The sequence below is a fragment of the Plantactinospora alkalitolerans genome (assembly GCF_015690345.1).
In the GTDB taxonomy this organism is placed as follows: domain Bacteria; phylum Actinomycetota; class Actinomycetes; order Mycobacteriales; family Micromonosporaceae; genus Plantactinospora; species Plantactinospora alkalitolerans.
The window spans coordinates 17,949-43,863 of record NZ_JADPUN010000100.1 but is presented as its reverse complement, the minus strand read 5'-3'; the positions used below and the strand labels follow the sequence as shown (position 1 = coordinate 43,863).

The 25,915-nt window shown below is 71.7% G+C and carries 21 protein-coding genes and 1 riboswitch; all 21 genes read right to left on the bottom strand.

Annotated features, from left to right (window positions below; all coding sequences use genetic code 11):
• Positions 1-76 precede the first annotated feature (76 nt).
• Positions 77-250, bottom strand: a riboswitch (FMN riboswitch).
• Positions 251-331: 81 nt separating this feature from the next.
• The 21 genes from I0C86_RS08415 to pyrR all read right to left on the bottom strand — a co-directional run bounded on the left by I0C86_RS08415 (position 332) and on the right by pyrR (position 25,694).
• Positions 332-1,294 (bottom strand): GGDEF domain-containing response regulator, encoded by a 963-nt coding sequence (locus I0C86_RS08415; RefSeq protein ID WP_196200647.1) that lies wholly within the window; start codon positions 1,292-1,294, stop codon positions 332-334.
• Positions 1,295-1,370: 76 nt separating this feature from the next.
• Complete coding sequence (rpe, locus tag I0C86_RS08410; protein WP_196200646.1) at positions 1,371-2,051, bottom strand: ribulose-phosphate 3-epimerase; 681 nt, start codon at positions 2,049-2,051, stop codon at positions 1,371-1,373.
• Positions 2,052-2,105: 54 nt separating this feature from the next.
• Complete coding sequence (locus tag I0C86_RS08405; protein WP_456319946.1) at positions 2,106-4,214, bottom strand: xanthine dehydrogenase family protein molybdopterin-binding subunit; 2,109 nt, start codon at positions 4,212-4,214, stop codon at positions 2,106-2,108.
• Positions 4,215-4,344: 130 nt separating this feature from the next.
• Positions 4,345-5,982, bottom strand: coding sequence for an RsmB/NOP family class I SAM-dependent RNA methyltransferase (locus I0C86_RS08400; protein WP_323373534.1), 1,638 nt, complete (start codon positions 5,980-5,982; stop codon positions 4,345-4,347).
• A 17-nt stretch (positions 5,983-5,999) separates the two neighbouring features.
• The gene (locus I0C86_RS08395; protein ID WP_196200643.1) at positions 6,000-6,926 is read right to left on the bottom strand and encodes a methionyl-tRNA formyltransferase; all 927 of its coding nucleotides are present in this window, start codon (positions 6,924-6,926) and stop codon (positions 6,000-6,002) included.
• 7 nt (positions 6,927-6,933) lie between these two features.
• The gene (gene def / locus I0C86_RS08390; protein ID WP_196200642.1) at positions 6,934-7,551 is read right to left on the bottom strand and encodes a peptide deformylase; all 618 of its coding nucleotides are present in this window, start codon (positions 7,549-7,551) and stop codon (positions 6,934-6,936) included.
• Positions 7,552-7,728: 177 nt separating this feature from the next.
• Positions 7,729-8,712 carry an AAA family ATPase gene (locus I0C86_RS08385; RefSeq protein ID WP_196200641.1) on the bottom strand — a complete coding sequence of 328 codons (984 nt, stop codon included), beginning with the start codon at positions 8,710-8,712 and terminating at the stop codon, positions 7,729-7,731.
• Between the two features lie 232 nt (positions 8,713-8,944).
• A complete protein-coding gene (locus I0C86_RS08380) occupies positions 8,945-10,912 on the bottom strand; it encodes a primosomal protein N' (RefSeq protein ID WP_323373533.1) in 1,968 nt (655 codons plus the stop codon).
• Between the two features lie 59 nt (positions 10,913-10,971).
• Positions 10,972-12,165 (bottom strand): methionine adenosyltransferase, encoded by a 1,194-nt coding sequence (metK, locus tag I0C86_RS08375; protein ID WP_196200640.1) that lies wholly within the window; start codon positions 12,163-12,165, stop codon positions 10,972-10,974.
• Between the two features lie 89 nt (positions 12,166-12,254).
• On the bottom strand, positions 12,255-13,460 hold the full coding sequence (coaBC, locus tag I0C86_RS08370; protein WP_196200639.1) for a bifunctional phosphopantothenoylcysteine decarboxylase/phosphopantothenate--cysteine ligase CoaBC: 1,206 nt from the start codon (positions 13,458-13,460) through the stop codon (positions 12,255-12,257).
• A 20-nt stretch (positions 13,461-13,480) separates the two neighbouring features.
• A complete protein-coding gene (rpoZ, locus tag I0C86_RS08365) occupies positions 13,481-13,744 on the bottom strand; it encodes a DNA-directed RNA polymerase subunit omega (protein ID WP_007075826.1) in 264 nt (87 codons plus the stop codon).
• A 192-nt stretch (positions 13,745-13,936) separates the two neighbouring features.
• Positions 13,937-14,449 carry a nucleoside/nucleotide kinase family protein gene (locus I0C86_RS08360; protein ID WP_196200638.1) on the bottom strand — a complete coding sequence of 171 codons (513 nt, stop codon included), beginning with the start codon at positions 14,447-14,449 and terminating at the stop codon, positions 13,937-13,939.
• A 26-nt stretch (positions 14,450-14,475) separates the two neighbouring features.
• Positions 14,476-14,793 (bottom strand): integration host factor, actinobacterial type, encoded by a 318-nt coding sequence (gene mihF, locus I0C86_RS08355; protein ID WP_196200637.1) that lies wholly within the window; start codon positions 14,791-14,793, stop codon positions 14,476-14,478.
• A gap of 171 nt (positions 14,794-14,964) precedes the next feature.
• Positions 14,965-15,807, bottom strand: a complete 843-nt coding sequence (gene pyrF / locus I0C86_RS08350; RefSeq protein ID WP_196200636.1) for an orotidine-5'-phosphate decarboxylase — start codon at positions 15,805-15,807, stop codon at positions 14,965-14,967.
• 97 nt (positions 15,808-15,904) lie between these two features.
• Positions 15,905-17,179, bottom strand: coding sequence for an adenosylmethionine--8-amino-7-oxononanoate transaminase (locus I0C86_RS08345; protein ID WP_196200635.1), 1,275 nt, complete (start codon positions 17,177-17,179; stop codon positions 15,905-15,907).
• A 58-nt stretch (positions 17,180-17,237) separates the two neighbouring features.
• Positions 17,238-18,290 carry a quinone-dependent dihydroorotate dehydrogenase gene (locus I0C86_RS08340; protein WP_196200651.1) on the bottom strand — a complete coding sequence of 351 codons (1,053 nt, stop codon included), beginning with the start codon at positions 18,288-18,290 and terminating at the stop codon, positions 17,238-17,240.
• An 8-nt stretch (positions 18,291-18,298) separates the two neighbouring features.
• Positions 18,299-21,640 carry a carbamoyl-phosphate synthase large subunit gene (gene carB / locus I0C86_RS08335; RefSeq protein ID WP_196200634.1) on the bottom strand — a complete coding sequence of 1,114 codons (3,342 nt, stop codon included), beginning with the start codon at positions 21,638-21,640 and terminating at the stop codon, positions 18,299-18,301.
• On the bottom strand, positions 21,640-22,758 hold the full coding sequence (gene carA, locus I0C86_RS08330) for a glutamine-hydrolyzing carbamoyl-phosphate synthase small subunit (protein ID WP_196200633.1): 1,119 nt from the start codon (positions 22,756-22,758) through the stop codon (positions 21,640-21,642). The genes carB and carA overlap by 1 nt, the downstream gene beginning before the upstream one ends.
• Positions 22,759-22,810: 52 nt before the next feature.
• Positions 22,811-24,190 (bottom strand): dihydroorotase, encoded by a 1,380-nt coding sequence (locus I0C86_RS08325; RefSeq protein ID WP_196200632.1) that lies wholly within the window; start codon positions 24,188-24,190, stop codon positions 22,811-22,813.
• Positions 24,187-25,113: an aspartate carbamoyltransferase catalytic subunit gene (locus tag I0C86_RS08320; protein WP_196200631.1), complete on the bottom strand. Its 927-nt coding sequence runs from the start codon at positions 25,111-25,113 to the stop codon at positions 24,187-24,189. The genes I0C86_RS08325 and I0C86_RS08320 overlap by 4 nt, the downstream gene beginning before the upstream one ends.
• Entirely contained in the window at positions 25,113-25,694 is a 582-nt protein-coding gene (gene pyrR, locus I0C86_RS08315) for a bifunctional pyr operon transcriptional regulator/uracil phosphoribosyltransferase PyrR (RefSeq protein WP_196200630.1), read from the bottom strand. The genes I0C86_RS08320 and pyrR overlap by 1 nt, the downstream gene beginning before the upstream one ends.
• Between the last annotated feature and the right edge of the window lie 221 nt (positions 25,695-25,915).

The following is a 25,915-nucleotide window of genomic DNA, read 5'->3' as shown; positions in this document are numbered from 1 at the left end:
CCCACGCTCAGACAGCCCGGATGGGAGACAGCGCGCGGTCGGCATGCAGACGCCGGCCGACAGGCCTGTCCGTCCCGCGCGCCGTCTCCCATCCGGACTGTCTGAGCGTGGGCGGTGCCCGCACTCAACCGTCGGCCCTGGGTTCTCACCAGGTCCACCGGGCGGCACTGAGCCGACCGGGTCGCGGGCTTACCGGGCTCTCGCCCGGATCACCGCCGGTTCGGAATTTCACCGAGTCCCGCCAGCGCGTGGTGGGTACCGGTCGAGTGTTGCACGGATTCGAGGGTCGAGTGCCAGTGAGGCGACCGACCTCACATCGAAGTGACTGCGGTCACCCTCCGGGGCGACGCCGGTCCATCGCCACGTACGACCCGGGTTGGCTCTTGGCCACCGTCTTCATCTCCGAGGCCGCCGCGATCACCTCGAGCGGGTCGGTGAACCGCCGCTCGGGCACCGACAGGGAGACACCGATGGAGAGGGTGACCAGGTGGGCGCGTTGGACGTTGCCCCGGCGGTCCTTCAACTCGACGTAGCCACGCTTGGCGTCCTCGGGGTCGTACAGCTCGTCGGCGGTCTTCTCGAAGTCGACCACGGCCCGCTCGGTGAGTGGCCGGACCTGTTCGGGAGCGCAGACGATCACGAAGTCGTCGCCGCCGATGTGCCCGAGGAAGGCCGGGGGCAGGCCGACCGAGACCACCGCCCGGTGCAGGCTGCGGGCCAGGGCACTGATGAACTCGTCGCCCCGGACGAAGCCGTACCGGTCGTTGACGCTCTTGAACCGGTCGATGTCGATGTAGCCGACCCCGTAGTCGACGCCGCTGCGTACCCGGTCGCCGATCTCCCGACGGATCCGGGTGTTGCCGGGGAGCCCGGTCAGCGGGGAGACCTCGCGGAACTCCTTGTTGCGGCGCAGGGTCGAACTGACCCGGGCGATGAGTTCGGCGGTGTCGAACGGCTTCACCAGGTAGTCGTCCGCACCCGCCGTGAGGCCGTGCACCTTGTCCACGGTCAGGCCCTTGGCGGTCAACATGATCACCGGTAGGGCGGAGGTCATCGGATTGGCCCGGAGTCGCCGGGTCAGTTCCAGCCCGTCGACCCGGGGCATCCGCAGGTCGACCACGGCCAGATCCGGACGCCGACGCTCGATCATCTCCAGCGCCTCCTGGCCGTCTCCGGCCTGCATGACCTCGAAACCGTGCAAGCGCAGATTGAACGCGACGAACCGGACGATGTCCTCGTCGTCGTCCACCACCAGGATCACGTCGGGCCGTTCCTCGACCCCGTCGACGCTCATGCCCGCGCTCCGCTTCGCTCCGCGCAGGCACGAGGCTCCCCGGCACCGAACTGGCCGATTCGCTCGCTACGCTCGCTCATGCCCGTGGCACGGCGCGTTCGGCAAGCCGCCGCAGCTGCGTCACCGCCGCGGCCGGATCCGCCGCGGCGTAGACGGCGGTGCCGGCGACGAACGCGTCCGCGCCCGCCACCGCCGCCTGCTCGATGGTCTCGGCCGCGATGCCGCCGTCCACCTCGATCCGAAGTTCCAGGTGGCCCGCGTCGGCGTGCCGGCGGGCGGTACGGACCTTGTCGAGCAGTTCGGGGATGAACCGCTGCCCCCCGAAGCCCGCCTTGATAGTCATGATCAGCAATGTATCGAAACTGGGTAACAGGTCAAGGTACGGTTCGATCGGAGTGTCCCGGTCGACCGCCAACCCGGCCTTGGCCCCGGCCGAGCGCAGATCCTTGGCCAGCGAGACCGGGTTGTCGCACGCCTCGGCGTGGAAGGTCACGTTGTACGCCCCCGCGTCGGCGTAGCTGGGCGCCCAGCGCCGCGGATCCTCGATCATCAGGTGTACGTCGAATGGCAACGTGGTCACGGCCAGCAGGCTCTGCACCACCGGCAGCCCGATGGTCAGGTTGGGCACGAAGTGGTTGTCCATCACATCGACGTGCAGCCAGTCCGCCGTGGACTCCACCGCGTGGACCTCGTCGGCGAGCCGGGCGAAGTCTGCGGCGAGAATACTGGGCGCGACGATCGGCGCAGGTACGGTCACCGCGCCAGTGTACGAATGCCGGTCACCCGGGCCGTCGCCGGATGCGGATCCCGGTCACCCTCCCGTCGGAACCCCGTCGGCGAAGAACCGGTCCGGAGTGATCGGCAGGTCGCGTACCCGCACCCCGGTGGCGTGCTGGACGGCGTTGGCGATCGCCGCGGCCGTCCCCACGATGCCCAGCTCACCGATGCCCTTCGAGCCCATCGGGTTGACGTACGGGTCGTCCTCCTCGACGAAGTGCACCTCGACCGAGCCGACGTCGGCGTTGGTGGCGATGTGGTACTCGGCGAGATCGTGGTTGACCACGTACCCGAACCGGGGATCGACCACGGCCCGCTCGTGCAGTGCCATCGACAGGCCCATGGTCATTCCGCCGAGCAGTTGGGACCGGCCGGTCTTCGGGTTGATGATCCGCCCGGCGGCGAACACGCCGAGCAGCCGGGGCACCCGGACCTCCCCCGTCTCCTCGCAGACCCGGACCTCGGCGAACTGGGCACCGAAGGCGTACATGGCGAACCTGTCCGCGTACGGGTTGTCCGGCATCTCCGCGCTCGCCTCGATCCCCTCGGCCGGCACCACGCCGCCATGCTCGTCGGCGAGCCGGGCCCGTAGCCGCCGCGCCGCCTCGACCACCGAGGAACCCCACGAGGTCATCCCGGACGAGCCCCCGGCCGCCATCGCCTGCGGCAGCAGGGTGTCGCCGATCCGCAGCTCGATCCGGCCGACCGGAACGTCCAACGCGTCGGCCGCGATCTGGGTCAGCGTGGTCCAGGTGCCGGTGCCCAGGTCGGCGGCGCCGATCGAGACCGTGTACCGACCGTCCGGACCGAGCCGGATCATGGCCGACGACCCGGGCAGCCGGTAGACCGGGTACATCGAGGCGGCGACCCCGGTGCCGACCAGCCAGCCAGCCCGCCGACGGGCCCGGGGCGTCGGATCCCGCCCGTCCCAGCCGAACCGGCGGGCCCCCTCGCGCAGGCAGGCCACCAGGTTGCGGCTGGAGAACGGCAGATCCCGCTCGGGATCTGTGGCCGGCTCGTTGGCGATCCGGAACTCGACCGGATCCTGTCCGCAGGCGATCGCCATCTCGTCCATCGCCGATTCGAGGGCGTACATCCCGGGGGTCTTGCCGGGCGCTCGCATGATCGTCGGGACCGGTACGTCGAGTGCGACCATCCGGTGCGTGGTACTCCGGTCGGCGGCCGCGTACATCACCCGGGTCGGTGACGCGCTCTGCTCGGCGAACTCCTTGATCCGCGCGGTCTGCTGTACGACGTCGTGGGCGACGGCGACGAGTCGTCCCTCGGCGTCGGCACCGAGCCGGATCCGCTGGATGGTCGGGGTGCGGTAGCCGACGTGGATGAACATCTGCTGCCGGGTCAGCGCGAGTTTCACCGCCCGGCCGGGGACGGCCATCGCGGCCAGTACCGCGAGCGCGACGTCCGGATGGGCGTGCAGTTTGCCGCCGAACGCACCGCCGACGTGCGGTGAGATCACCCGGATCCGTTCCGGGTCGAGTCCGAACAGGGCGGCGATCGAGTCGCGCAACCGGTGCACGCCCTGGCTGGCCACGTGGAGGGTGAGGTGACCATCGGCCCAGACCGCGATGGTCGAGTGCGGCTCGATCGGATTGTGCTGGTACCGGGGCGTCGTGTAGGTGGCGTCGAGACGTACCGCTGCCGTCGACAGTGCCCGCTCCGGGTCGCCCCGCACGCTGTCGGTGGCGAACCCGCCGTTGACCGTCTCCGGGGCGTACCGGTCGGGATGGTCGGCCCGCAGCTCGACGTCGTGCGGCCGGGCCTGGTATTCGAACCGGACCAGGTCGGCGGCTCGACGGGCGATCTCCGACGTCTCCGCGACCACACCACCGACGAACTGTCCCCGGTACCGCACCTCGGCGTCCTGCAGGATCGCCACCTCGGGGTCGTCGACCGAGGCGACCCGGGCCGCGTTCTGGTGGGTGAGCACCGCCAGCACCCCGGGCTCGGCCGACGCGACTGTGGTGTCCACTCCGACGATCCGTCCGAGGGCGATCGTCGCCTGCACCGGATGCAGATAGGCGGGCCGCTCCACGGGATGCTCGAAGGCGTACCGGGCGGTGCCGGTGACCTTCTGCGGCCCGTCGAGCCGGTCCAGCGGGGTACCGATGGCCCGAGCCGGCATGGTCATCCCGTCCCCCTCCACCAACCAGACATATACCCACAATCTAGCCGGACACAGATGTAAGGAAGGGCCCCTTCTTATCGTTTTCTGTATAAGAAGGGGCCCTTCCTAACCGGTCAGGGGGTCGGGGTCAGCCTCGGCGGAGCATCGCCAGGAACATCGCGTCGGTGCCGTGCCGGTGCGGCCAGAGCTGGACCGTCGGGCCGTCACCGAGGCCGGGCATGTCCGCCGGCAGCAGCGGGCGGGCGTCTACGAAGTCCACCGGTACGCCGGAACGCCGCGCCGCCTCGCCGACCGAGACGTGCGTCTCCACGACGTGCGGCGAGCAGGTCACGTAGCCGACCACGCCACCGGGACGGACCGCCCGCAGCGCGGCGCCGAGCAGTTCCCGCTGCAACCGGGTCAGCGCCGGCAGGTCGGAGGGCTGGCGGCGCCACCGCGACTCCGGTCGCCGCCGCAGCGAGCCGAGCCCGGTGCACGGCGCGTCGACCAGCACCCGGTCGAAGGAGTCCGCCGGCAGGTCCGGGTCGTTTCCGACGGTGCGGCCGTCGGTGGTCAGCACGGTGACCGGCAGGCCCCGGACCGCCTGGGACACCAACCGGGCCCGGTGCTCGGCGACCTCCACCGCGGTCAGCTTCGCACCGCGCTGCGCGGCCAGTGCGCCCAGCAGACCGGCCTTGCCACCCGGCCCGGCGCACAGGTCCAGCCATCGCTCGTCGGTGCCGTCGAGTTCGGCGTTCACCAAGGCGGCGGCCACGAGCTGGGAACCCTCGTCCTGGACGTGCGCCCGGCCGTCGGCCAGCACGGCCAGCTCGCCGGGGGCGCCGCCGGGCAGGTAGACCGCGTACGGCGAGAAGGCGCCGGGCGCGCCACCGACCTCGTCGGCGACCTCGGCCGCGTCCGCCCGGCCGGGCCGGACGCAGAGGTGTACCGAGGGCCGGTGGTTGTCCTCGATCAGCAGCCGGGTGGTCTCCCCCAGATCCCCGCCGAGCGCCTCGGAGAACGCCCGTACGATCCACTGCGGATGGCTGTAGGCGAGCGACAGGTTCCCGATCGGGTCGGTGTCGGCGGCCGGCGACAGCTCCGCGATCCAGGTGTCGGCGTCCTTTCCGGCAACCTCCCGGAGCACGGCGTTGGCGAACCCGGTCGCGCCCGGCGCCACCGCCCGGACCAGGTCGACGGTCGAGGAGACCGCCGCGTGGGCCGGAACCCGGGTGTAGAGCAACTGGTAGGCGCCGAGTCGCAACGCGTCCCTCGGCTGCGGGTCGATCCGCGCGACGTCCCGGCCGGCGGCGGCGGTCAGGATCGCGTCCAGGGTGCCCCGCAGCCGCAGTGTGCCGTAGGTCAGTTCGGTGGCGAAGGCCGCGTCGCGGCCGTGCAGCCGCCGCTCCCGCAGGATGTCGGGCAGAACCAGATTCGCGTACGCGTCGTCGCGGTGCACCGCCTCGATCGCCTCGTACGCCACCTGCCGGGGGAGGTCCACCGGCGGGCGCTCCCGGCGCGGTGGACGACCGGCGCGATCCCGGTCGGCGCCACCCGGGCCGCCACGTCCCCGGTCCGGGCGTCCCCGGTCCGGGCGACCCTGGTCCGGGCGACCGCGGTCGGCTCCGCCCGGTCCACCGCCCCGCCCCCGGTCGGCACCACTCCGATCGGCACCACTCCGATCGGCACCACTCCGATCGGCACCACTCTGATCGGCACCGGCCCGATCGGCACCACTCTGATCGGCACCGGCCCGGTCGGTTCCGGCCCGCTCGCCGCCGTCGATCTGCCCGCTACGCTCGCTCACTCGAAATGCTCCCCACCGGCTACCCGGACTCCGCGAGCCCAGTCCGGTGCCGGCATCGCCCGCTTACCAGCCGCTCGTACCTCTCCCAACGCCACCGGTCCGGTGGCGGTACCCGCCAGCACCCGTCCGCGCTCGACCAGAAGTTCGCCCGGCTTGAGGTCCGGCCCTTCGGCAAGCGGCTGGACCGGGCCGAGTTTGACCCGGGCACCCCGGAACTCGGTCCAGGCTCCCGGCGCCGGTGTGGCGGCCCGGATCCGGCGGTCCACGGCGAAGGCCGGCTCCGCCCAGCGGACCTGGCCGTCCTCGACGGTCAGTTTCGGGGCCAGCGAGACCCCGTCGGCGGGCTGCGGCACCGCCCGCGCGGTCCCCGCGTCGATCGCGTCCAGCACCGCGACCAGCAACCCGGCGCCGGACACGGCGAGCCGCGCCAGCAGGTCGCCCGCGCTGTCGGCGGGCCGGATCTCCTCGGTCAGGGTGCCGAAGACCGGTCCGGTGTCCAGTCCCGCCTCCAGTTGGAAGACGCTGGCGCCGGTGAACTCGTCCCCGTGCAGCACCGCGTGCTGCACGGGTGCGGCGCCGCGCCAGGCCGGCAGCAGCGAGAAGTGCAGGTTCACCCAGCCGTGGGCGGGAATCTCCAGCGCCACCGGCGGCACCAGCGCGCCGTAGGCGACCACCGGTACGCAGTCCGGAGCGAGGTGGCGCAACCGGTCGAGGAACTCCGGCTCCCGGGGCCGGGCCGGGGTCAGCACCTCGATGCCGCGCTCGTCGGCCCAGGCGCCCACCGGTGACCGGGCCAGCCCTCGGCCCCGCCCGGCGGGGGCGTCCGGCCGGGTCACCACGGCGAGCAGTTCGTGCGACGACGCGGCGAGGGCATCCAGGGCGGGCAGGGCAACGGCCGGCGTACCGGCGAAGATCAGACGCACCGGGCCGTCACCGACCCAGCCCGAAGGGGTTGGTGGAGCGGTCCGATCCGAACCCGAGGCGGCTGGCCAGGGCCTGACGCCGACCGGCCGGGGCGTCGTGCGGGCTGGTCTTGACCACCGGCGGGGCGTCCTGGTCGTACCAGTCCGCCTGTCGGATCGCCCGCATCGCCTCCTTGCGCGCCTCGGTGTCCAACCGGTCCAGGAAGAGCACGCCGTCGAGGTGGTCGGTCTCGTGCTGCACACACCGGGCCATCAGGCCGGTTCCGACGATCTGCAGTGGGTCGCCGTACTCGTTGAAGCCCTTCGCGACGACGTTCAGCCGACGCTTGGTGTCGAAGTAGAGCCCGGGGATCGAGAGGCAGCCTTCCTGGCCGTCCTGTTCCTCGGCGTCCGGAAAGTCCAGTACGGGGTTCACCAGATGCCCGACCACGTCGTCGACGTCGAACGAGAACACCCGCAGGCCCACGCCGAGCTGCGGCGCGGCGAGGCCGGCGCCGTTCTGCTCGCGCATCGTGTCGGTCAGGTCGGCGACGAGTCTGCGCAGCTCGGCGTCGAAGTCGATGACCGGTTCGGCCGGAGTGCGCAGCACCGGGTCCCCGAACAGACGGATGGGCTGGACGGTCACGCGGGACGGCTCCTTCACGGGTGGGAGTAACGGTGCCGTACCAGTCTACGGTCGTGCCGAGGACATGACCCCGGGCCGGCGCGGATGTCGGCGACCATCGATGCCCGGCGGCACGGATGTCGAAGACGGATCCGCTGCCGGTCGGCGGTCTGGTGCCCGGTCGAGGCGGCGGTCCGGTTAGGGCTGGGTTCCCGGCTCGCCGGCCAGTACGGCGTCGGTGCGCTCCAGGATGTGCGCGGGCAGCGGCAACTGGGTGCCGTGCGCGGCCTCCCAGTCGTAGATCACGCTCAGCCCGACCTCGGCCCGGAAGAAGTCGATCGCGCTCAGGCCGCCGACGACCGGCTCTTCGCACTCCGCGACCAGTTGGCCGGGGACCAGCTTGAAGCCGTTTCGGAGTGCCGCGCTGAGCCGCCGGTGCCCGTCGACGACGAAGAACTGCTCACCGGTGTAGCCGATGCGCAGCGGCTCCAACGCCTCCTCGCCAGCCTGTCCGATCTGCTGGACGAAGTCCGTCTCCCAGAGCCCGCGCAGCCCCTGGATCTCCTGCGACGGGAAGATCCGGGCCGGGTCGAGCAGCAGCAGGGGCGGCCTGTCGCGGAGGATCTCCTGCCCGAAGGAGCCCTCGTACGCGGCGATCACGTGCTCCACCACCTCGGCCGCCGAGGCCTTCGTGGTGTCGCAGATCAGGTCGTAGTTGCGGAGTTTCGCCTTGTCGACGCCGTACCGGACGATGAACCGGCTCCGCTCGCTCTCGCTGCGTTCGTGGAGCTTGGCTCTCGCCTCCTCGACCGAGGAGTAGCTCTCGGCCGGGCCGGACGGCCGGGCGAGCACGCGACGGGCGGCCTCGGTCGGCTCCGTGATCATGTGGATCTTCAACGCGTCCTTGAAGAAGTGCCAGGCGAGACGGCTGTCGACGATCAACTGTTCACCGGAGTCGGCGATGTCCTGCTGGAGCTGGTCGACGTAGCCGTCGACCGCCTGGTCCAGCTCGGCGTGCAGGTTGAGCTGGAGCGCGGTCATCTTCCGCTGCTGGGCCATCTCCCGATAGAGATCGCCGACGCTGACCCGCTTCAAGCCGAGTCGCCTGGCGAGCTCGATGGAGACGGTGCTCTTGCCGCTACCAAGATCGCCATTGAGGACGATCGATTGACGACCGGTCACGCCCTACCCACCCCTGATCCCAGGTTTTTCAAGATCAATAGTTTGAACATCGCACCGGCGCGATCACTCACCGTCACACCACCCGAGTGAAGCATGAGGGGCGATGGTATCACTCGGATCCTGGCCAGCCAGTCGGACTCTTAGTGCGTCCCCACATTGATACCCACTTCACAGCGTCGGCGAAACAACACTCCGTGTAGGTTTCGGGGCCGAAAATCCGACCCGCACCCGGTCAGAAGATGTCATGCGGATCGATCTGAACCCGTACCGGCTGGGCGGCCTTGCGGGCGGTCCGGGTCGCCGCCGCGGCGTGCAGGGCGGCGGCGAGAGCGGCCGCCCCGGACCGGGGCACCCGGACCAGCATCCGCTCCTGCCCCTCGGTCGCCGGTACCGGACCCAGCAGTTCCGCCCCCTCGGGCAGCCGCGCCGCGTCGAGCAGGTCCGCCACCGCCGCCGCGACCCCGGTCAGGCTGGCCATCCGGGCGGCCGGCGGGAAACCCAACTCGCGGCGCTCGGCCAACTCCCGCCCCGCGAACCAACCCGGGTCCCAGCGCAGCAACGCCTGCACCGGCGCCAACGCCCCGTCGGCGACCACCACCACCCGGCCGCCGGCCGAAGCGGGCCGGGCCAACGCCGCCGCCGCCAGCCAGCGGCGCAGCGCCTCCTCGCCCGCCCGTAGGTCGGCCCGGGTGAGCATCGCCCAGGAGTCGAGCAGCAGTACGGCGCCGAAGCCCCCCTCGGCGACCGGCTCCGCGCCGGGAGTCGAGATCACCAGGCCGGCGCCGCCCGGCACGGTGCCGAGCACCTCCTCCCGCCCCGAGGTCCGCACCGGCACGCCGGGAAACGCCCGACCAAGTTCCTCAGCGGTACGCCGGGCGCCGATCACCGCGGCCCGCAGTCGCCGGCCACCACAGTGCGGACAGGCGTACCCGGCGGCCACCCGCGCGCACCATCGGCAGGCGGGAATCGCACCTGCCGAGCGCAGGGCGAGCGGACCGGCACAGTGCGGACATCGGGCCGGAGCCCGGCACTCGGCGCAGGAGACCGAGGGCAGGTAGCCACGCCGAGGCACCTGGACCAGCACCGGCGCGTCGGCCTTGAGCGCGGCTCGGGCGGCTTCCCAGGCCAGGCTGGGCAGCCGCGCCGTCGCCGCCCCCGGGTCCCGGGCCAACTGCGGGTCGTCACCGGTCGGCGTCACCTGGGGAGAGCGGGCCCGCAGCGTCGCCCGGTCGGCCACGATCTCCTTCGCCCAGCCCGTCTCGACCAGCAGCCGCGCCTCGGCGGTCCGGGCGTACCCGGCCACCAGCACCGCCGCCTCGCCGAGTCGGGCCCGGGTGAGCAGCACCTCCCGGGCGTGCGGATAGGGCGCCCTGGGCTCGGCGTGCAGGTCGTCCCCGTCGTCCCAGATCGCCACCAGCCCGAGTTCGGCGACCGGAGCGAACATCGCGGCCCGGGTGCCGATCACCACCGGCACCTGACCCCGGCGGGCGGCCAGGAAGGCGCGGTACCGCCGGGCCGGGCCGAGCGCCGCCGACAACGCGACATGCCGCCCCGCGCCGAGCCGGCTGGTCAGCGCCGCGTCGAGCCGTTCGAGATCGCGGGAGTCGGCCACCACGGCCACCACCCCGCGTCCGCCCCGTACCGTCGCCGCCGCCGCGTCCGCGAACCGGGCCGCCCAGTCCTCACCGGGCAGCGCCGACCAGACCGCCCGGGGCGCCCGGCCGTCGGCGAGTGCCCGCAGGAACCCGGGCCCGGCCGGGTAGCTCCCCCAGCCGGGGTCGTCCGCCGCGCCGTCGTCCCGGCCGGTCGGCACCGATCCGGTGTCACCGGCTGCCTGCCCGCCGTCGGCAGTGACCGGGGCGACCGCCGGGGGCGGGGCCGGTTCGCGTTCCACCTTGGCGTGCCGGGGCGGCACGGCCAACCGCAGCACGTCGGCGAGGTTGCCGGCGTACCGGTCGGCCACCGCGCGGGCCAGTCGGGCGATCTCCGGAGTCAGCACCGGCTCGGGCGACACCAGCCGCTCCAGATAACTCAGCCGGCCGTCGTGCGCGGACGTCTCGGCCCGGTCCAGCAGCCATCCGTCGACCAGTTGACCCGCGAAGCGCACCCGGACCCGGGTTCCGGCCCGGGCCTGTTCGGCCAACTCGGCCGGGACCAGGTAGTCGAAGGGCCGGTCCAGGTGGGCCAGCGGCACATCCACGCAGACGCGAGCGACCGGCAACCCGGGTGCGGGCTGCCGGTCGCTGCGCTTGCTGGTGGTCAGGCTCCCGCGGCCGACTTGAGGTCGGCGGCGCGGTCGGTGCTCTCCCAGGTCAGATCGGGCAGCTCACGGCCGAAGTGGCCGTAGGCGGCGGTCTGCCGGTAGATCGGACGGAGCAGGTTCAGGTCCCGGATGATCGCGGCCGGACGCAGGTCGAAGACCTCGGACACCGCCCGCTCGATCCGGTCCACCGGCACGTTCTCGGTGCCGAAGGTCTCGATGAACAGGCTCACCGGGTGGGCCTTGCCGATCGCGTACGCGACCTGGACCTCACAGCGCTCGGCCAGTCCGGCGGCCACCACGTTCTTCGCCACCCAGCGGGTCGCGTACGCCGCCGAGCGGTCGACCTTGGACGGGTCCTTGCCGGAGAACGCCCCGCCACCGTGCCGGGCGTACCCGCCGTAGGTGTCCACAATGATCTTCCGCCCGGTCAGCCCGGCGTCGCCCATCGGGCCACCGATCTCGAACCGGCCGGTCGGGTTCACCAGCAGCCGGTAGCCGTCGATGTCGAGCCCGAGTTCCTCCAGCTCCGGCGCGATGACGTGCTCGCGGACGTCCGGGGTGAGCAGCGACTCCAGCGAGATGTCGGCGGCATGCTGCGACGACACCACGACCGTGTCCAGCCGAACGGGACGCAGGCCGTCGTACTCGATGGTGACCTGGGTCTTGCCGTCCGGACGCAGGTACGGGATGGTCCCGTCCTTGCGGGCGGCCGACAGCCGGCGGGCCAGCCGGTGCGCCAGGGCGATCGGCAGCGGCATCAGCTCGGGCGTCTCCGAGCACGCGAAGCCGAACATCATCCCCTGGTCGCCGGCGCCCTGGGCGTCCAGCGCGCTCTCCGACGAACCGGACCGCAACTCGATGGCGCTGTCGACACCCTGGGCGATGTCCGGCGACTGGGACCCGATCGACACGCTGACGCCACAGGAGGCCCCGTCGAAGCCCTTCTTCGACGAGTCGTAGCCGATGCCCAGGATCGTCTCGCGGACGATCGCCGGGATGTCGGCGTACGCCTTCGTGGTCACCTCACCCGCGACGTGCACCTGGCCGGTCGTGATGAGGGTTTCGACCGCGACCCGGCTGCGCGGGTCCTGGTCCAGCAGCGCGTCGAGGATACCGTCGCTGATCTGGTCAGCAATCTTGTCCGGGTGGCCTTCCGTGACCGACTCGGATGTGAACAAGCGGCGTACCACGGTGCTCCTAAGATCTCGAATACACGTTGCGCGGCAGTGTAGTCACCGCCGCCTGGTCTGACGGCCAACACCCTTGGCGTCGTTTTCGCTCATGACGAGCCGGTCAAGCGCGTTGTTACCAGATCCCACACGCCATCGGCGAGATCTTCCTTGGATTGCTCAGAAAACGCTGTCACCGAGCCGTCAGCGCCGAGCACGACGGCGGTGTTGGTGTCGGCCCCGAAGACCTTGTCCGGTCCGACCTCGTTGACGACGATCAGGTCGGCCTTCTTCCGGACCAGCTTGCCGCGGGCATTGGCCTCGGCGTCGCTGGTCTCGGCGGCGAAGGCGACCAGCACCTGGTCGGGGCGCCGACGCTCGCCCAGCTCAGCGGCGATGTCGGGGTTGGCCACAAGTTCGACGGTGAGCGCCGCGCCACGGTCGGATTTCTTGATCTTGTCTGCGGCGTACGTCGCGGGCCGGAAGTCGGCGGGCGCCGCCGCCATCACCACGGCGTCGGCGGACCCGGCCGCCTCCAGGGTGGCCTTGCGCAGTTCCTCGGTGGTCGAGACCCGGACCACGTCCGCTCCGGCGGGGTCGGGCAGTCCCACGTTGGCGGCGATCAGTGTCACCCGGGCACCACGGGCCACCGCCGTCCGGGCGAAGGCGTAGCCCTGCTTGCCCGACGACCGGTTGCCGATGAACCGCACCGGGTCCAGCGGCTCCCTGGTGCCGCCGGCGGTGACCACGACCCGGCGGCCGGCCAGGTCCCGGGGCGCGTCGGCGCCGCGGGCGAGCACCCGGCGGGCCACCGCGAAGATCTCGGCCGGATCGGGAAGCCTGCCCTTTCCGGTGTCCGCCCCGGTCAGCCGACCGCTCGCCGGCTCCAGCACCACGGCTCCGCGCCGACGCAGCGTGGCGACGTTTTCCACTGTGGCGGGGTGCTCCCACATCTCCGTGTGCATCGCGGGTGCGATCAGCACCGGGCAGCGGGCCGTCAGCAGCGTGTTGGTGAGCAGGTCGTCGGCGAGTCCGTGCGCGGCCCTGGCCAGCAGGTCGGCCGTGGCGGGCGCGACGACCACCAGGTCGGCGCCCTGCCCCAGCCGCACGTGCGGCACCTCGTGCACGTCGGCCCAGACATCGTCGGCGACCGGTTGCCCGGAGAGCGCCGCCCACGTCGGGGCGCCCACGAACCGGAGTGCGGAGGCGGTCGGCACGACCCGGACCCGATGGCCCGACTCCGTGAACAGGCGCAGCAGCTCGCACGCCTTGTACGCGGCGATGCCTCCGCCGACCCCGAGTACGACCGCGGTCATCGGACGACGCCTGACCGGCCCTACGGCTGGTCGGTCGGCTCGGCGGTGAGCAGACCTGCGTTGATCTCCCGCATCGCGATGGAGAGCGGCTTCTCCTGCGGCGTGGTCTCCACCAGCGGGCCGACGTACTCCAGCAGGCCCTCGCCGAGCTGGCTGTAGTAGGCGTTGACCTGGCGGGCACGCTTGGCGGCGAAGATCACCAGGGCGTACTTGGAGGTGGTCTTCTCAAGCAGCTCGTCGATCGGCGGGTTGGTGATGCCCTCGGGGTTGGCGATGGATCCCACGGAGATAAACCTCGGTGTCTCTCGACCGCGCCGGGCGGTCAGGTCGGAGTTGGCTCGGTCTGGCGTCGGCCCAGGGCGACGTCGACGTCAGGTCGAAACTCGATCAGGCTACGGGCTCGATGACGCTTCGGACTCGATCAGGCATCGGGTCGAAGCGGGGTCGGGCCGGAACTGGATCGGGCCAGAACTGGATCAGGTCGGCGTCAGAAAGGACGAACCGAGCAAGCCTACCAGTTCATCCGCAGCACGCCCGACCACGTCGTTGACGACCGTTGCGTCGAATTCGCGACCGGCCCGGTGGACGCCGGCCCCGGACGGGGCGAGATACACCAGCCGCGCCTCGGGCATCGCCACCCGCACCTGCCGGGCGCCCCGGAGGTCGATCGCCAGCAGCACCGGCAGACCGGCCGACAGGCGGCTCCGGACCGGCTCGCGCGGCGTTCCGTAGCGGTGAACGCCAATCTCCGACCACTCCAGCAACTGCCCGTCGTCGAGTAGTCGCGCGAATTCGTCCCGGTCGACGAAACGATAGTGCACACCGTCGATCTCGTACTTCCGACGGGGCCGGGTGGTCACCGGGACGGACAGCCACAACCTCGGCGATCGGGCCCGGACAAGTTCGGTCACGCTGTCCTTGCCGGCCCCGGAAGGGCCGGCAAGGACCGTGAGACGAGCCGCAGTGCGGACATCGTCATGCGTACCCACTGCTTGTTTCTACACGGCGAGTGGAACTAGTTCGCCGCGAATTCTCCAAGCAGTGCCTTGCGCTGCTGCTCACCGAGGCCACGCAGGCGACGACTGTCGGCGATCTTGAGCTTCTCCATGATCTGGGTCGCCCGGATCTTGCCGATTCCCGGCATGGCCTGAAGCACGGCCGATACCTTCAGCTTACCGACGACATCGTCCGCCTCCGCCCGGTCGAGGACGGCGGCGAGGGTGGTCTTGCCCTGCTTAAGCTCTTCCTTGAGCTTGGCACGGGCCTTGCGGATCTCCGCGGCCTTTTCCAGCGCGGCTGCACACTGCTCGGGGCTCAGTTGGGGGAGCGGCACCAGTTCTCCTCAGGTCCCTATCGCGACGGGCGGGACGCGCCGTCGCATCTGTGAAACGTGGTGTGCCTGGCAACCAAAGGGGTATGTGGTTCCCAGCGCCGGGAAAACTAGCGGTCAACGGAGCTTTCGGCAACGTGGGCACGCCATGATCACTTCAGCGTGACCACGAGATCACTGACTGGCAGCGGCCAGCGCGGCCCGACAATCGGCCAGAACGCGGTCCGTCGCGGCGCGCAGCGCGGCCGGGTCGGGACCGGCGCCGAGCACCTCCCGGGAGTACGACGGGAGCACCGCGCCGAGCTCGTTTCCGAAGACCGTGCGCAGGTCGGCGGCGCGGCCACCCTGCGCGCCGAGCCCCGGAGCGAGCAGCGGACCGCCCACCGAGGAGAGGTCGTGCCCGGTCGGGCCGATGGTCGCGCCGACCACCAGCCCGAAACTGCCGAGCGGCTCCGCACCCTTGTTGAGCTGCGAAATCTCGTCGATGATCGTTTGCGCGACGGTACGGCCGTCCGCGCCGCGGGCGCGTTGGACGCTCGCGCCCTCCGGGTTGGAGGTGAGTGCCAGCACGAACACGCCGCCGCCGTGCTTGCCCGCCGCTTCGAACATCGGAGCGAGCGAGTTGACCCCCAGGAACGGGCTCGCGGTGACCGCGTCGACATACATCGGGCTGGATGGGTCCAGGTACGCGTCGGCGTACGCGGCGACGGTGGAACCGATGTCACCGCGCTTGACGTCAAGCAGGACGAGCGTCCCGGCGCCCCGTAACTGTCGGATAATTGACTCAAGTACGCCGAGTCCCCGAGCGCCGAACCGCTCGAAAAACGCGGACTGCGGCTTGACCACCGCGACCCGGTCCCCGAGCGCATCGACCGCGATCTGGCTGAACCGGGTCAGCCCGTCGAGATCGTCCGACAGACCCCAGCGGGTCAGCAGGGCCGGGTGCGGATCGATGCCCACACACAGCGGGCCACGCTCCGCCATCGCCCGGTGCAACCGGCTGCCGAAGGTCTCCATATCGCTCTCCTCTCCGCGCGCCACGACCACCTGTCGCGGCGTCTGGTCGACTCCTGTCGCGGCGCCCAGCCGGTTCCCCGGACCGCCGTCGGCCCGCTCAGCCGGCCGCGACGGCCGCGCCGATCGCCGTACAGATCCGGGCCAGGTCCTCGTCCCCGGTGACGTACGGCGGCATCGTGTAGACCAGGTTCCGGAACGGCCGCAACCACACCCCGTGCGCCACGGCGGCGGCGGTCGCCGCGGCCAGATCGACGTCGTGGTCGAGCTGCACCACCCCGATCGCCCCCAGCGCGCGGACGTCAGCGACCCCGGGAACGCCCCGCAACGGCGCCAGACCGGACGAAAGGGCCGCCTGGACCCTCGCGACCTCCCCCGCCCAGTCTCCGGCCCGCAGCAGCCCGATGGAGGCGTTCGCGACCGCGCAGGCGACCGGGTTGCCCATGAAGGTCGGACCGTGCGCGAGCACCCCGGTCACCGAGATGCCCTCGGCGACCTCCGGTGTACACAGCGTCGCCGCCAGGCTGAGATAGCCACCGGTGAGCGCCTTGCCGAGGCACATCACGTCCGGGGTGACACCGGCATGCTCGGCCGCGAAGAGCGCACCGGTCCGGCCGAAGCCGGTGGCGATCTCGTCGAAGATCAGCAGGATGCCGTGCCGCGCGGTCAGTTCCCGGAGCAGCCGCAGGTACTCCGGACTGTGCCACCGCATGCCGCCGGCCCCCTGCACCACCGGTTCCACGATCACCGCGGCCAGTTCCTCGGCGTGCCGCTCCACCGCGTCGGCGAGCGCGGCCGCGTACGCCTCGTCGACGGGCGCGTCGAACCCGGACGGCGGCACGTCCGCGAAGACCTGCCGGGGAAGCACGTCGGTCCAGAGCGAGTGCATCCCGCCGTCCGGATCGCAGACGCTCATCGGATGGAACGTGTCGCCGTGGTAGCCGCCCCGCCAGGTGGCCAGCCGGTGCCGCCGCGGGCGCCCCCGGCCGCGCTGGTACTGCAACGCCATCTTCACCGCCACCTCGACCGAGACCGAGCCGGAGTCGCTGAGGAAGACGTGTTCCAGGCCGGCCGGGGTCAGTTCGACCAGAGTGCCGGCGAGCCGGACGGCGGGCTCGTGGGTCAGGCCGCCGAACATGACGTGGCTCATCCGGCCGAGCTGGTCGGTGACCGCGGCGTCCAGCACCGGGTGTCGGTACCCGTGGATCGCCGCCCACCACGACGACATGCCGTCCACCAGTTCCCGGCCGTCGGCGAGCCGCAGCCGGACCCCGGCGGCACTTTCCACCACGTACGGCCTGCTGGTGGCCGGCATCGGCGCGTACGGGTGCCAGACGTGCGCCCGGTCGAGTGTGACGATCTCCTCCGGCGTCACCGGTCCTCCTCCGACGTTCTCGACGGCTCCGGCCGATCCGCCGGGACCCGTCTCCGGGTCACCGCCGGGTCGCCCGGGCCACCGCGCGGACCAGCCCCGGCCCGCCGTAGACGAATCCGGTGTAGAGCTGCACCAGGCTCGCTCCGGCGTCCAGCAGCGCCGTGGCGTCGCTCGGGTCGAGGATGCCGCCCACCCCGATCACCGGCAGCGCGCCACCCGTCTCGGCGTGCACGAAGGAGACCACCCGGCGGGTACGTTCGGTCAACGGTCGGCCGGACAGCCCACCGGCCTCGCCGGCCCGGGACCGGTCGGCCGGGGCGAGGCCGTCCCGGCCGAGCGTCGTGTTGGTGGCGATCACCCCGGCCGCGCCCCGGCTCAGGCACACCTCCAGCACCTCGGCGATCGCCGCCTCGGTCAGGTCCGGGGCGATCTTGACCAGGATCGGCTTCTCCCCCACCAGCGCGGCCAGCAGCGCGTCGAGGTGTCCCCGGTCCTGCAACGCGCGCAGGCCGGGGGTGTTCGGCGAGGAGACGTTCACCGCGAAGTAGTCGCCGTACGGGTGCAACATCCGGTACGAGGCCAGGTAGTCCTGCACCGCGTCGTCCAGCTCGGTGACCTTGGACTTGCCCAGCGAGATGCCCAGCGGCACCCCCAGGGGACGCTCCAGCGCCGCCAGCCGGGCCGCCAGCGCCGCCGCACCGGCGTTGTTGAAGCCCATCCGGTTGATCACCGCCGCGCTGTCCGGCAACCGGAACAGCCTCGGCCGGGGGTTGCCCGGCTGCGCGTGCGCGGTGACGGTGCCGACCTCGACGAAGCCGAAGCCCAGCGCCGGCCAGGCCGGCAACGCGGCGCCGTCCTTGTCCATCCCGGCGGCCAGGCCGACCGGGTTGGGGAAGTCGACCCCGAAGACCGTGCGCGGAGCCGCCACGGCGTACCGGGCGCCCAGCACGGCCAGTGCGGCCGGACGCCGGGAGAGGGTGGCCAGCCGCCGCAGCGTCCACTCGTGCGCCGTCTCGGCGTCCCCGCCGCCGAGCCGGAACAGCGCCGGCCGGACGATCCGGTCGAAGACCGTCCCACCCGCCGGCCCGGCCCGCCCCGGCCCGGTCGTCAGGTCCGGGCTCACTCGTCCGCCCGCAGCGCCGCGTGCAGTTGCTGCAGCGGACGGACCGACATGTCGCCGCGGATCAGCGCCTCGATCCCCATCACCGCCGCCGCCGCGCCCGGCACCGTGGTGATGCACGGGATGTCGGCGCCGACCGCCGCACTGCGGATCTCGTACCCGTCGGACCGGGCGCTCGCCCCGGAACCCTGCGGAGTGTTGATCACCAGGGCGACCTCGCCCGCCGAGATCAGCGCCACCGCGTCCGGAGAGTCGGCGCCCTCCTCGTAGTGCTTGCGGATCAGCTCGCAGGAGATCCCGTGTCGCCGCAGCACCTCACCGGTGCCCGTGGTGGCGACGATCTCGAACCCGAGGTCGGCGAGGCGCTTGATCGGGAAGATCATGCCGCGCTTGTCCCGGTTGGCCACCGACACGAAGACCTTCCCCCGGACCGGCAACGACCCGTACGCCGCCGCCTGCGACTTCGCGAAGGCGTGCCCGAACGAGGTGTCGATGCCCATCACCTCACCTGTCGACTTCATCTCCGGGCCGAGCAGCGAGTCGATGCCCTTGCCGGTCGGCGTGCGGAACCGCTTGAACGGCAGCACCGCCTCCTTCACCGCCACCGGCGCGTCGACCGGCGTCGTCGTGCCGTCGCCGGTCGGCGGAAGCAGCCGCTCGGCGCGCAGCTCCACGATGGTCGCGCCGAGCATGATCCGGGCGGCGGCCTTGGCCAGCGGGACGGCGGTCGCCTTGGAGACGAACGGCACCGTCCGGGACGCCCGGGGGTTCGCCTCCAGGACGTAGAGGACGTCGTCCTTGAGCGCGTACTGGACGTTGAGCAGGCCGCGTACCCCGACCCCCCGGGCGATCTCCACGGTGTAGCGACGTACCGCCTCCAGGTGGGAGCTGGCCAGGGTGATCGGCGGCAGCGCGCAGGACGAGTCGCCGGAGTGGATCCCCGCCTCCTCGATGTGCTCCATCACGCCGCCGACGTAGACCTCGCCGTCGGCGTCGCAGAGCGCGTCCACGTCGATCTCGATCGCGTCGTCCAGGAACCGGTCGACCAGCACCGGATGGTCCGGCGAGATGTCGGTGGCCCGGGTGATGTACCCGCGTAGCGTCGGGTCGTCGTAGACGATCTCCATCCCCCGCCCGCCGAGCACGTACGACGGCCGGACCAGCACCGGGTACCCGATCTCCTCGGCGATCGCCCGCGCCTCGTCGTACGAGGTGGCGGTGCCGTGCGCCGGGGAGCGCAGCCCGGCCCGGTCCAGCAGCGCGCCGAACGCGCCCCGCTCCTCGGCCAGGTGGATCGACTCGGGGCTGGTGCCGACGATCGGCACTCCGGCGTCCTTGAGCCGCTGGGCCAGCCCGAGCGGGGTCTGCCCGCCGAGCTGGACGATCACGCCGACGACCCCCGGCCCGCCGGCGGCCCGACCCGAGGTCTGCTCGGCGTGCCAGACCTCCAGGACGTCCTCGAAGGTGAGCGGCTCGAAGTAGAGCCGGTCGGCGGTGTCGTAGTCGGTGGAGACCGTCTCCGGGTTGCAGTTCACCATCACGGTCTCGTAGCCGACCTCGCGCAGGGCCATCACGGCGTGCACACACGAGTAGTCGAACTCGATGCCCTGGCCGATCCGGTTCGGCCCCGAGCCGAGGATCAGCACCTTGGGCCGGTCCGACGGGGTCACCTCGGTCTCGCCGTCGGAGGCCGTGTACCCCTCGTACGCCGAGTAGTGGTACGGCGTACCGGCGGCGAACTCGGCGGCGCAGGTGTCGACGGTCTTGTAGACCGGCCGTACTCCGAGCCGGTGTCGCAGGGTACGGACGCCGTCCTCGGCGGCCAGTTCCGGCCGGAGCGCGGCGATCTGGCGGTCGGAGATCCCGGCCCGCTTGGCCCGCCGCAGCATCTCCTCGTCCAGTACGGCCGCACCGACGATCTCCGCGCGCAGCTCGATCAGGCCGGCGATCTGGTCCAGGAACCAGGGGTCGATCCCGCCGGAGGCCGCCGACACCTCGGCCACCGAGGCGCCGAGCCGCAGCGCCCGCTCGACGGTGTAGAGCCGCCCGTCGTGCGGCACCCGCAACGCGGCCAGCGTCGAGTCCCGCGTGGCGCCCTCCGGGTCCGGCACGGTCCAGAACCCGGCCTCCTTGGTCTCCATCGACCGCATCGCCTTGTTCAGCGCCTCGGGGAAGTTCCGGCCCAGACTCATCGCCTCGCCGACCGACTTCATCGTGGTGGTCAGTTCCCGGTCCGCGGCCGGGAACTTCTCGAAGGCGAACCGGGGGATCTTGACGACCACGTAGTCGAGCGCCGGCTCGAACGCCGCCGGCGTCTTCAGGGTGATGTCGTTGGGGATCTCGTCCAGGGTGTAGCCGACGGCCAGCTTCGCGGCGATCTTCGCGATCGGGAAGCCGGTCGCCTTGGAGGCCAGTGCCGAGGACCGGGAGACCCGGGGGTTCATCTCGATCACGACCAGCCGGCCGTCGTCCGGGTTGATCGCGAACTGGATGTTGCAGCCGCCGGTGTCCACCCCGACCTCGCGGAGCACCGCGATCCCGAGGTCACGCAGCCGCTGGTACTCCCGGTCGGTCAGGGTCATCGCCGGAGCGACCGTGACGCTGTCCCCGGTGTGCACGCCCATCGGGTCGACGTTCTCGATCGAGCAGACCACCACGACGTTGTCGTGCCGGTCGCGCATCAGCTCCAGCTCGTACTCCTTCCAGCCGAGCACGCTCTCCTCGATCAGGACCTCGTGCACCGGGCTGGCCGCCAGGCCCGAACCGGCGATCCGGTCCAGGTCCTCGTCGGTGTGCGCCATTCCGGAGCCGAGGCCGCCCATCGTGAACGACGGCCGGATCACCACCGGCAGGCCCAGGTCGGCGACGGTGGCCCGGACCTCGTCCATCGAGTGGCACACCCGGCTGCGCGGGGTCTCGCCGCCGGCCTTGGCGACGATCTCCTTGAACAGCTGCCGGTCCTCGCCCCGCCGGATCGCGTCGATGTCGGCGCCGATAAGCTCCACCCCGTACTTGGCGAGCACGCCGGACTCGTGCAGCGCCACCGCCGTGTTCAGCGCGGTCTGCCCACCGAGCGTCGCCAACAGCGCGTCCGGCCGTTCCTTCGCGATGACCAGTTCCACGAACTCCGGGGTGATCGGCTCGACGTACGTGGCGTCGGCGAACTCCGGGTCGGTCATGATGGTCGCCGGGTTGGAGTTGACCAGGCTGACCCGCAGCCCCTCGGCGCGCAGCACCCGGCAGGCCTGGGTGCCGGAGTAGTCGAATTCGCAGGCCTGTCCGATGACGATCGGTCCCGAGCCGATCACCAGGACGTGCTTCAGGTCGGTCCGCCGGGGCATCAGGCGCCCTTCTTTTCGATGAGCTCGGCAAAACGGTCGAACAGGTAGTCCGCGTCGTGCGGGCCGGCCGCCGCCTCCGGGTGGTACTGCACGGTGAACGCCGGCACGTCCCTGGCCCGCAGCCCCTCGACGACGTTGTCGTTCAGGCAGACGTGGCTGACCTCGACGGCACCGAAGTCGGTGTCGATCACCTCGTTGAGCGGCGCGTCGACGGCGAAGCCGTGGTTGTGGCTGGTCACCTCGACCTTGCCGGTGCTCCGGTCCAGCACCGGCTGGTTGATGCCACGGTGGCCGTACCCCAGTTTGTAGGTGCCGAAGCCGAGCGCGCGGCCGAGGATCTGGCTGCCGAAGCAGATGCCGAACAGCGGAACCTCCCGGCGCATGACCTCACGGGCCAGCCCGACGGGATGGTCGGCGGTGGCCGGATCGCCGGGGCCGGGCGAGAAGAAGACCGCGTCGGCGCCGGTGGCCAGCAGGTCGTCGATGCTCGACGACGCCGGCAGCACGTGGGTGGTCACCCCCCGCGCCGCGAGCCGGCGCGGGACGTTCCGCTTGATGCCCAGGTCCAGCGCGGCGACGGTGAACCGGTGTACGCCCTCGGCCGCGACGGTGTACGGCTTCGCGGTGCTCACCTCGGCGGAGAGGTCGGCGCCCGTCATCCGGGGTGCCTCGCGCACCCGGGCCAGCAGGGCAGCCGGATCGTCGTCGAGGCTGGACACGCCGACCCGCATCGCGCCCCGGTCCCGCAGGTGCCGGGTCAGCGCCCGGGTGTCCACTCCGGAGATCCCGACCACGCCCTCGGTGGCCAGCCGGTCCTCCAGACCGCCGGTCGCGCGCCAGTTCGACCCGATCCGGGCCGGGTCCCGGACGACGTATCCGGCGACCCAGATCCGGCCGGACTCGTCATCCTCGGTGTTGACCCCGGTGTTGCCGATGTGCGGCGCGGTCTGCACCACCACCTGCCGGTGGTACGACGGATCGGTCAACGTCTCCTGGTAGCCGGTCATCCCGGTGTTGAAGACGGCCTCGCCGAAGGTCTCCCCCACGCTGCCGTACGCCTCGCCACGGAAGGTCCGCCCGTCCTCCAGGACCAGGATCGCCGGTCGTCTCCGGTTCATCTCACTCCTCCGATCCGGACCGCGGGGCTCGCAAGCTCACTCCTCGCTCGCATCACCGCACCGCCTTTCCGTCCAGTACCGTCGGCTCGCCGGCCAGGAAGGTCGCGACGATCCGGCCGGGCAGGGTCATTCCGGCGTACGGGGTGTTGCGGCTGCGGCTGGCCATCTCGCCGGGGTCCACCGTGCGGCGGGCCGCCGGATCCACCAGGGTCAGGTTGGCCGGTACGCCCGGTGCCGGGTCCCGCCCGTGCTCGACCAGCCCGGCGATCCGGGCCGGGGTCCGGGACATCCGCTCCGCGATCAGGTCCCACCGCTCGCCGAGTACGGAGAGCAGCACCGACAGCGCCGTCTCCAGGCCGAGCATGCCCGGCCGGGCGTACGCCCACTCGCACTCCTTGTCCTCCAGCGCGTGCGGGGCGTGGTCGGTGGCGACGACGTCGATGATCCCCTCGATCAGGGCTTCCCGCAGTGCGGCGGCGTCGGCGGCGGTCCGCAGCGGCGGGTTGACCTTGAAGACCGGGTCGTAGCCGGTTCCGACGGTCCCGGCACCGCCGGACGTGGGGCCGGCGAGGGCGGGGCCGACGAGTTCCCGCCGGCCGCCCACGATCTCGTCGGTGAGCAGCAGGTGGTGCGGGGTCACCTCGGCGGTCACCCGCACGCCCCGCGCCTTGGCGTGCCGGAGCACTTCCACGCTGCCTGCGGTGGAGAGGTGGCAGACGTGCAGCCGGCTGCCGACGTGCTCGGCGAGGAGCACGTCCCGGGCGATGATGGCCTCCTCGGCCACCGCCGGCCAGCCGGTCAGCCCCAGCCTGGTCGACACCTCGCCCTCGTGCATCTGGGCACCCTCGGTGAGCCGGGGCTCCTCGGCGTGCTGGGCGATCACCCCGTCGAACGCCTTGACGTACTCCAGCGCCCGACGCATCAGCCGGGGGTCCGCCACGCAGTGCCCGTCGTCGGAGAAGATCCGGACCCGGGCGGCGGAGTCGGCCATCGCGCCCAGTTCGGCCAGGCGCTCGCCGGCCAGCCCGACGGTGACCGCGCCGATCGGCTGCACGTCGACCAGGCCCGCCTCGCGGCCGAGCCGCCACACCTGCTCGACCACGCCGGCGGTGTCGGCTACCGGCGAGGTGTTGGCCATCGCGCAGACCGCGGTGTAGCCGCCCAACGCCGCCGCGCGGGAGCCCGACTCGACCGTCTCGGCATCCTCCCGGCCCGGCTCACGCAGGTGGGTGTGCAGGTCGACCAGGCCGGGCAGCGCGACCAGCCCGTCCGCGTCGACCACCGTCGCGCCCCGGGCGTCCAGGCCGGAGCCGACCCGCGTCACCACGCCACCGGCGACCAGCAGGTCGGTCGGCCCGCCGCCGACCACCCGGGCACCCCGGATCAGGTACGTCGGCGTGACCTGGTCACCGCCGACAGTTGATTTGCTCATCGGTCCATTCCCCCCAGCAGCAGGTACAGCACGGCCATCCGGACGGAAACGCCGTTGGTGACCTGTTCGACGATCGTTGACCGGGATGAGTCGGCCACCTCGGGCGCGATCTCCATCCCCCGGTTCATCGGTCCGGGATGCATGACGATCGCGTGGTCCGGCAGGCGTCTCATCCGTGGTCCGTCCAGCCCGTACCGCCGGGCGTACTCCCGGGCGGACGGAAAGTAGGAGTCGGCCATCCGCTCCCGTTGCACCCGAAGCATCATCACCACGTCGGCGGTGGGCAGCACCGCGTCGAGGTCGTACGACACCTCGGTGCCGGGGGCCAGGGCCGTGCCGATGTCGACCGGGATCAGCGTGGGCGGCCCGACCAGGGTCACCTTGGCGCCGAGGGTGGCCAGCAGCAGCACGTTCGACCGGGCCACCCGGCTGTGCAGCACGTCGCCGACCACCGCGACCGACAGTCCGGCGACCCGACCCAGCCGGGACCGCATCGTGTACGCGTCGAGCAGCGCCTGCGTCGGATGCTCGTGGGTCCCGTCACCGGCGTTGAGCACCGACCCGTCGATCCAGTTGGCGAGCGTGTGCGGCGCTCCGGAGGCCGGGTGGCGAATCACCACGGCGTCGGCGCCCATCGCCTGCAACGTCAGCGCGGTGTCCTTCAGGCTCTCGCCCTTGGAGACGCTGGAGCCCTTGGCCGAGAAGTTGATCACGTCGGCGGAGAGCCGCTTGGCCGCCGCCTCGAAGGAGATCCGGGTCCGGGTGGAGTCCTCGTAGAAGAGGTTGACCACCGTACGGCCGCGAAGCGCGGGCAGCTTCTTCACCTCGCGACCGGCCAGCCGGGCCATCTCGCCCGCGGTGTCCAGGATCAGTGTGGCGGTGGCGGCATCCAGGTCCGCCCCGCTGAGCAGGTGTTTGAGCACTACGCCGGCCCTCCGATCAGTTTGACCTCGTCGGCGCCGTCAGTCTCGGCGAGCGTCACCCTGACGCTCTCGGCGAGCGCCGTCGGGATGTTCTTCCCCACGTAGTCGGCCCGGATCGGCAGTTCGCGGTGGCCCCGGTCGACCAGCACGGCGAGTTGCACCGAACTCGGCCGCCCGATGTCGCTGAGCGCGTCGAGGGCGGCCCGCACGGTTCGGCCGGAGAAGAGGACGTCGTCGACCAGGATCACCCGCTTGCCGTCGATCCCCTCGGCCGGCACGTCCGTCGGCCCGATCGCCCGTACCGCGTGGCGGCGGAGATCGTCGCGGTAGAGAGTGATGTCGAGCACACCCACGGGTACGTCGATGCCCTCGAAGGCGTTGATCCGGGCCGCCAGCCGACGGGCCAGCGGGGCTCCTCGGGTGGGAATGCCGAGCAGCACGGTGCCGGCGGCGCCCTGGGTCTTCTCGAGGATCTGGTGTGCGATCCGGTCCACCACCCGGGCCAGTTCGGCGCTGGTCAGGATGACCTTCACGGACGGTGGTGGTACCGGCGGCGGTTGAGCAGCCTGCGGGTACGCCACGGCGGACCCCCTTCCCCGCCTCACGGGACGGGTCGTTAAAGGACGTCGGATTCCGGCGGTCGCCAGCAGACTCGGCGGGCCGGGGCTCTAGTCACGTTACCACTGGCCACGGGGCTGGCCGTGGCGGGTCACTGACCGTCGAATCAGCGAGGCGAAACCGCCCTCGAGAACACGATCTTTGTAATAGGTAGGTAACTAGCACTTGACCACGTGTCGCAATC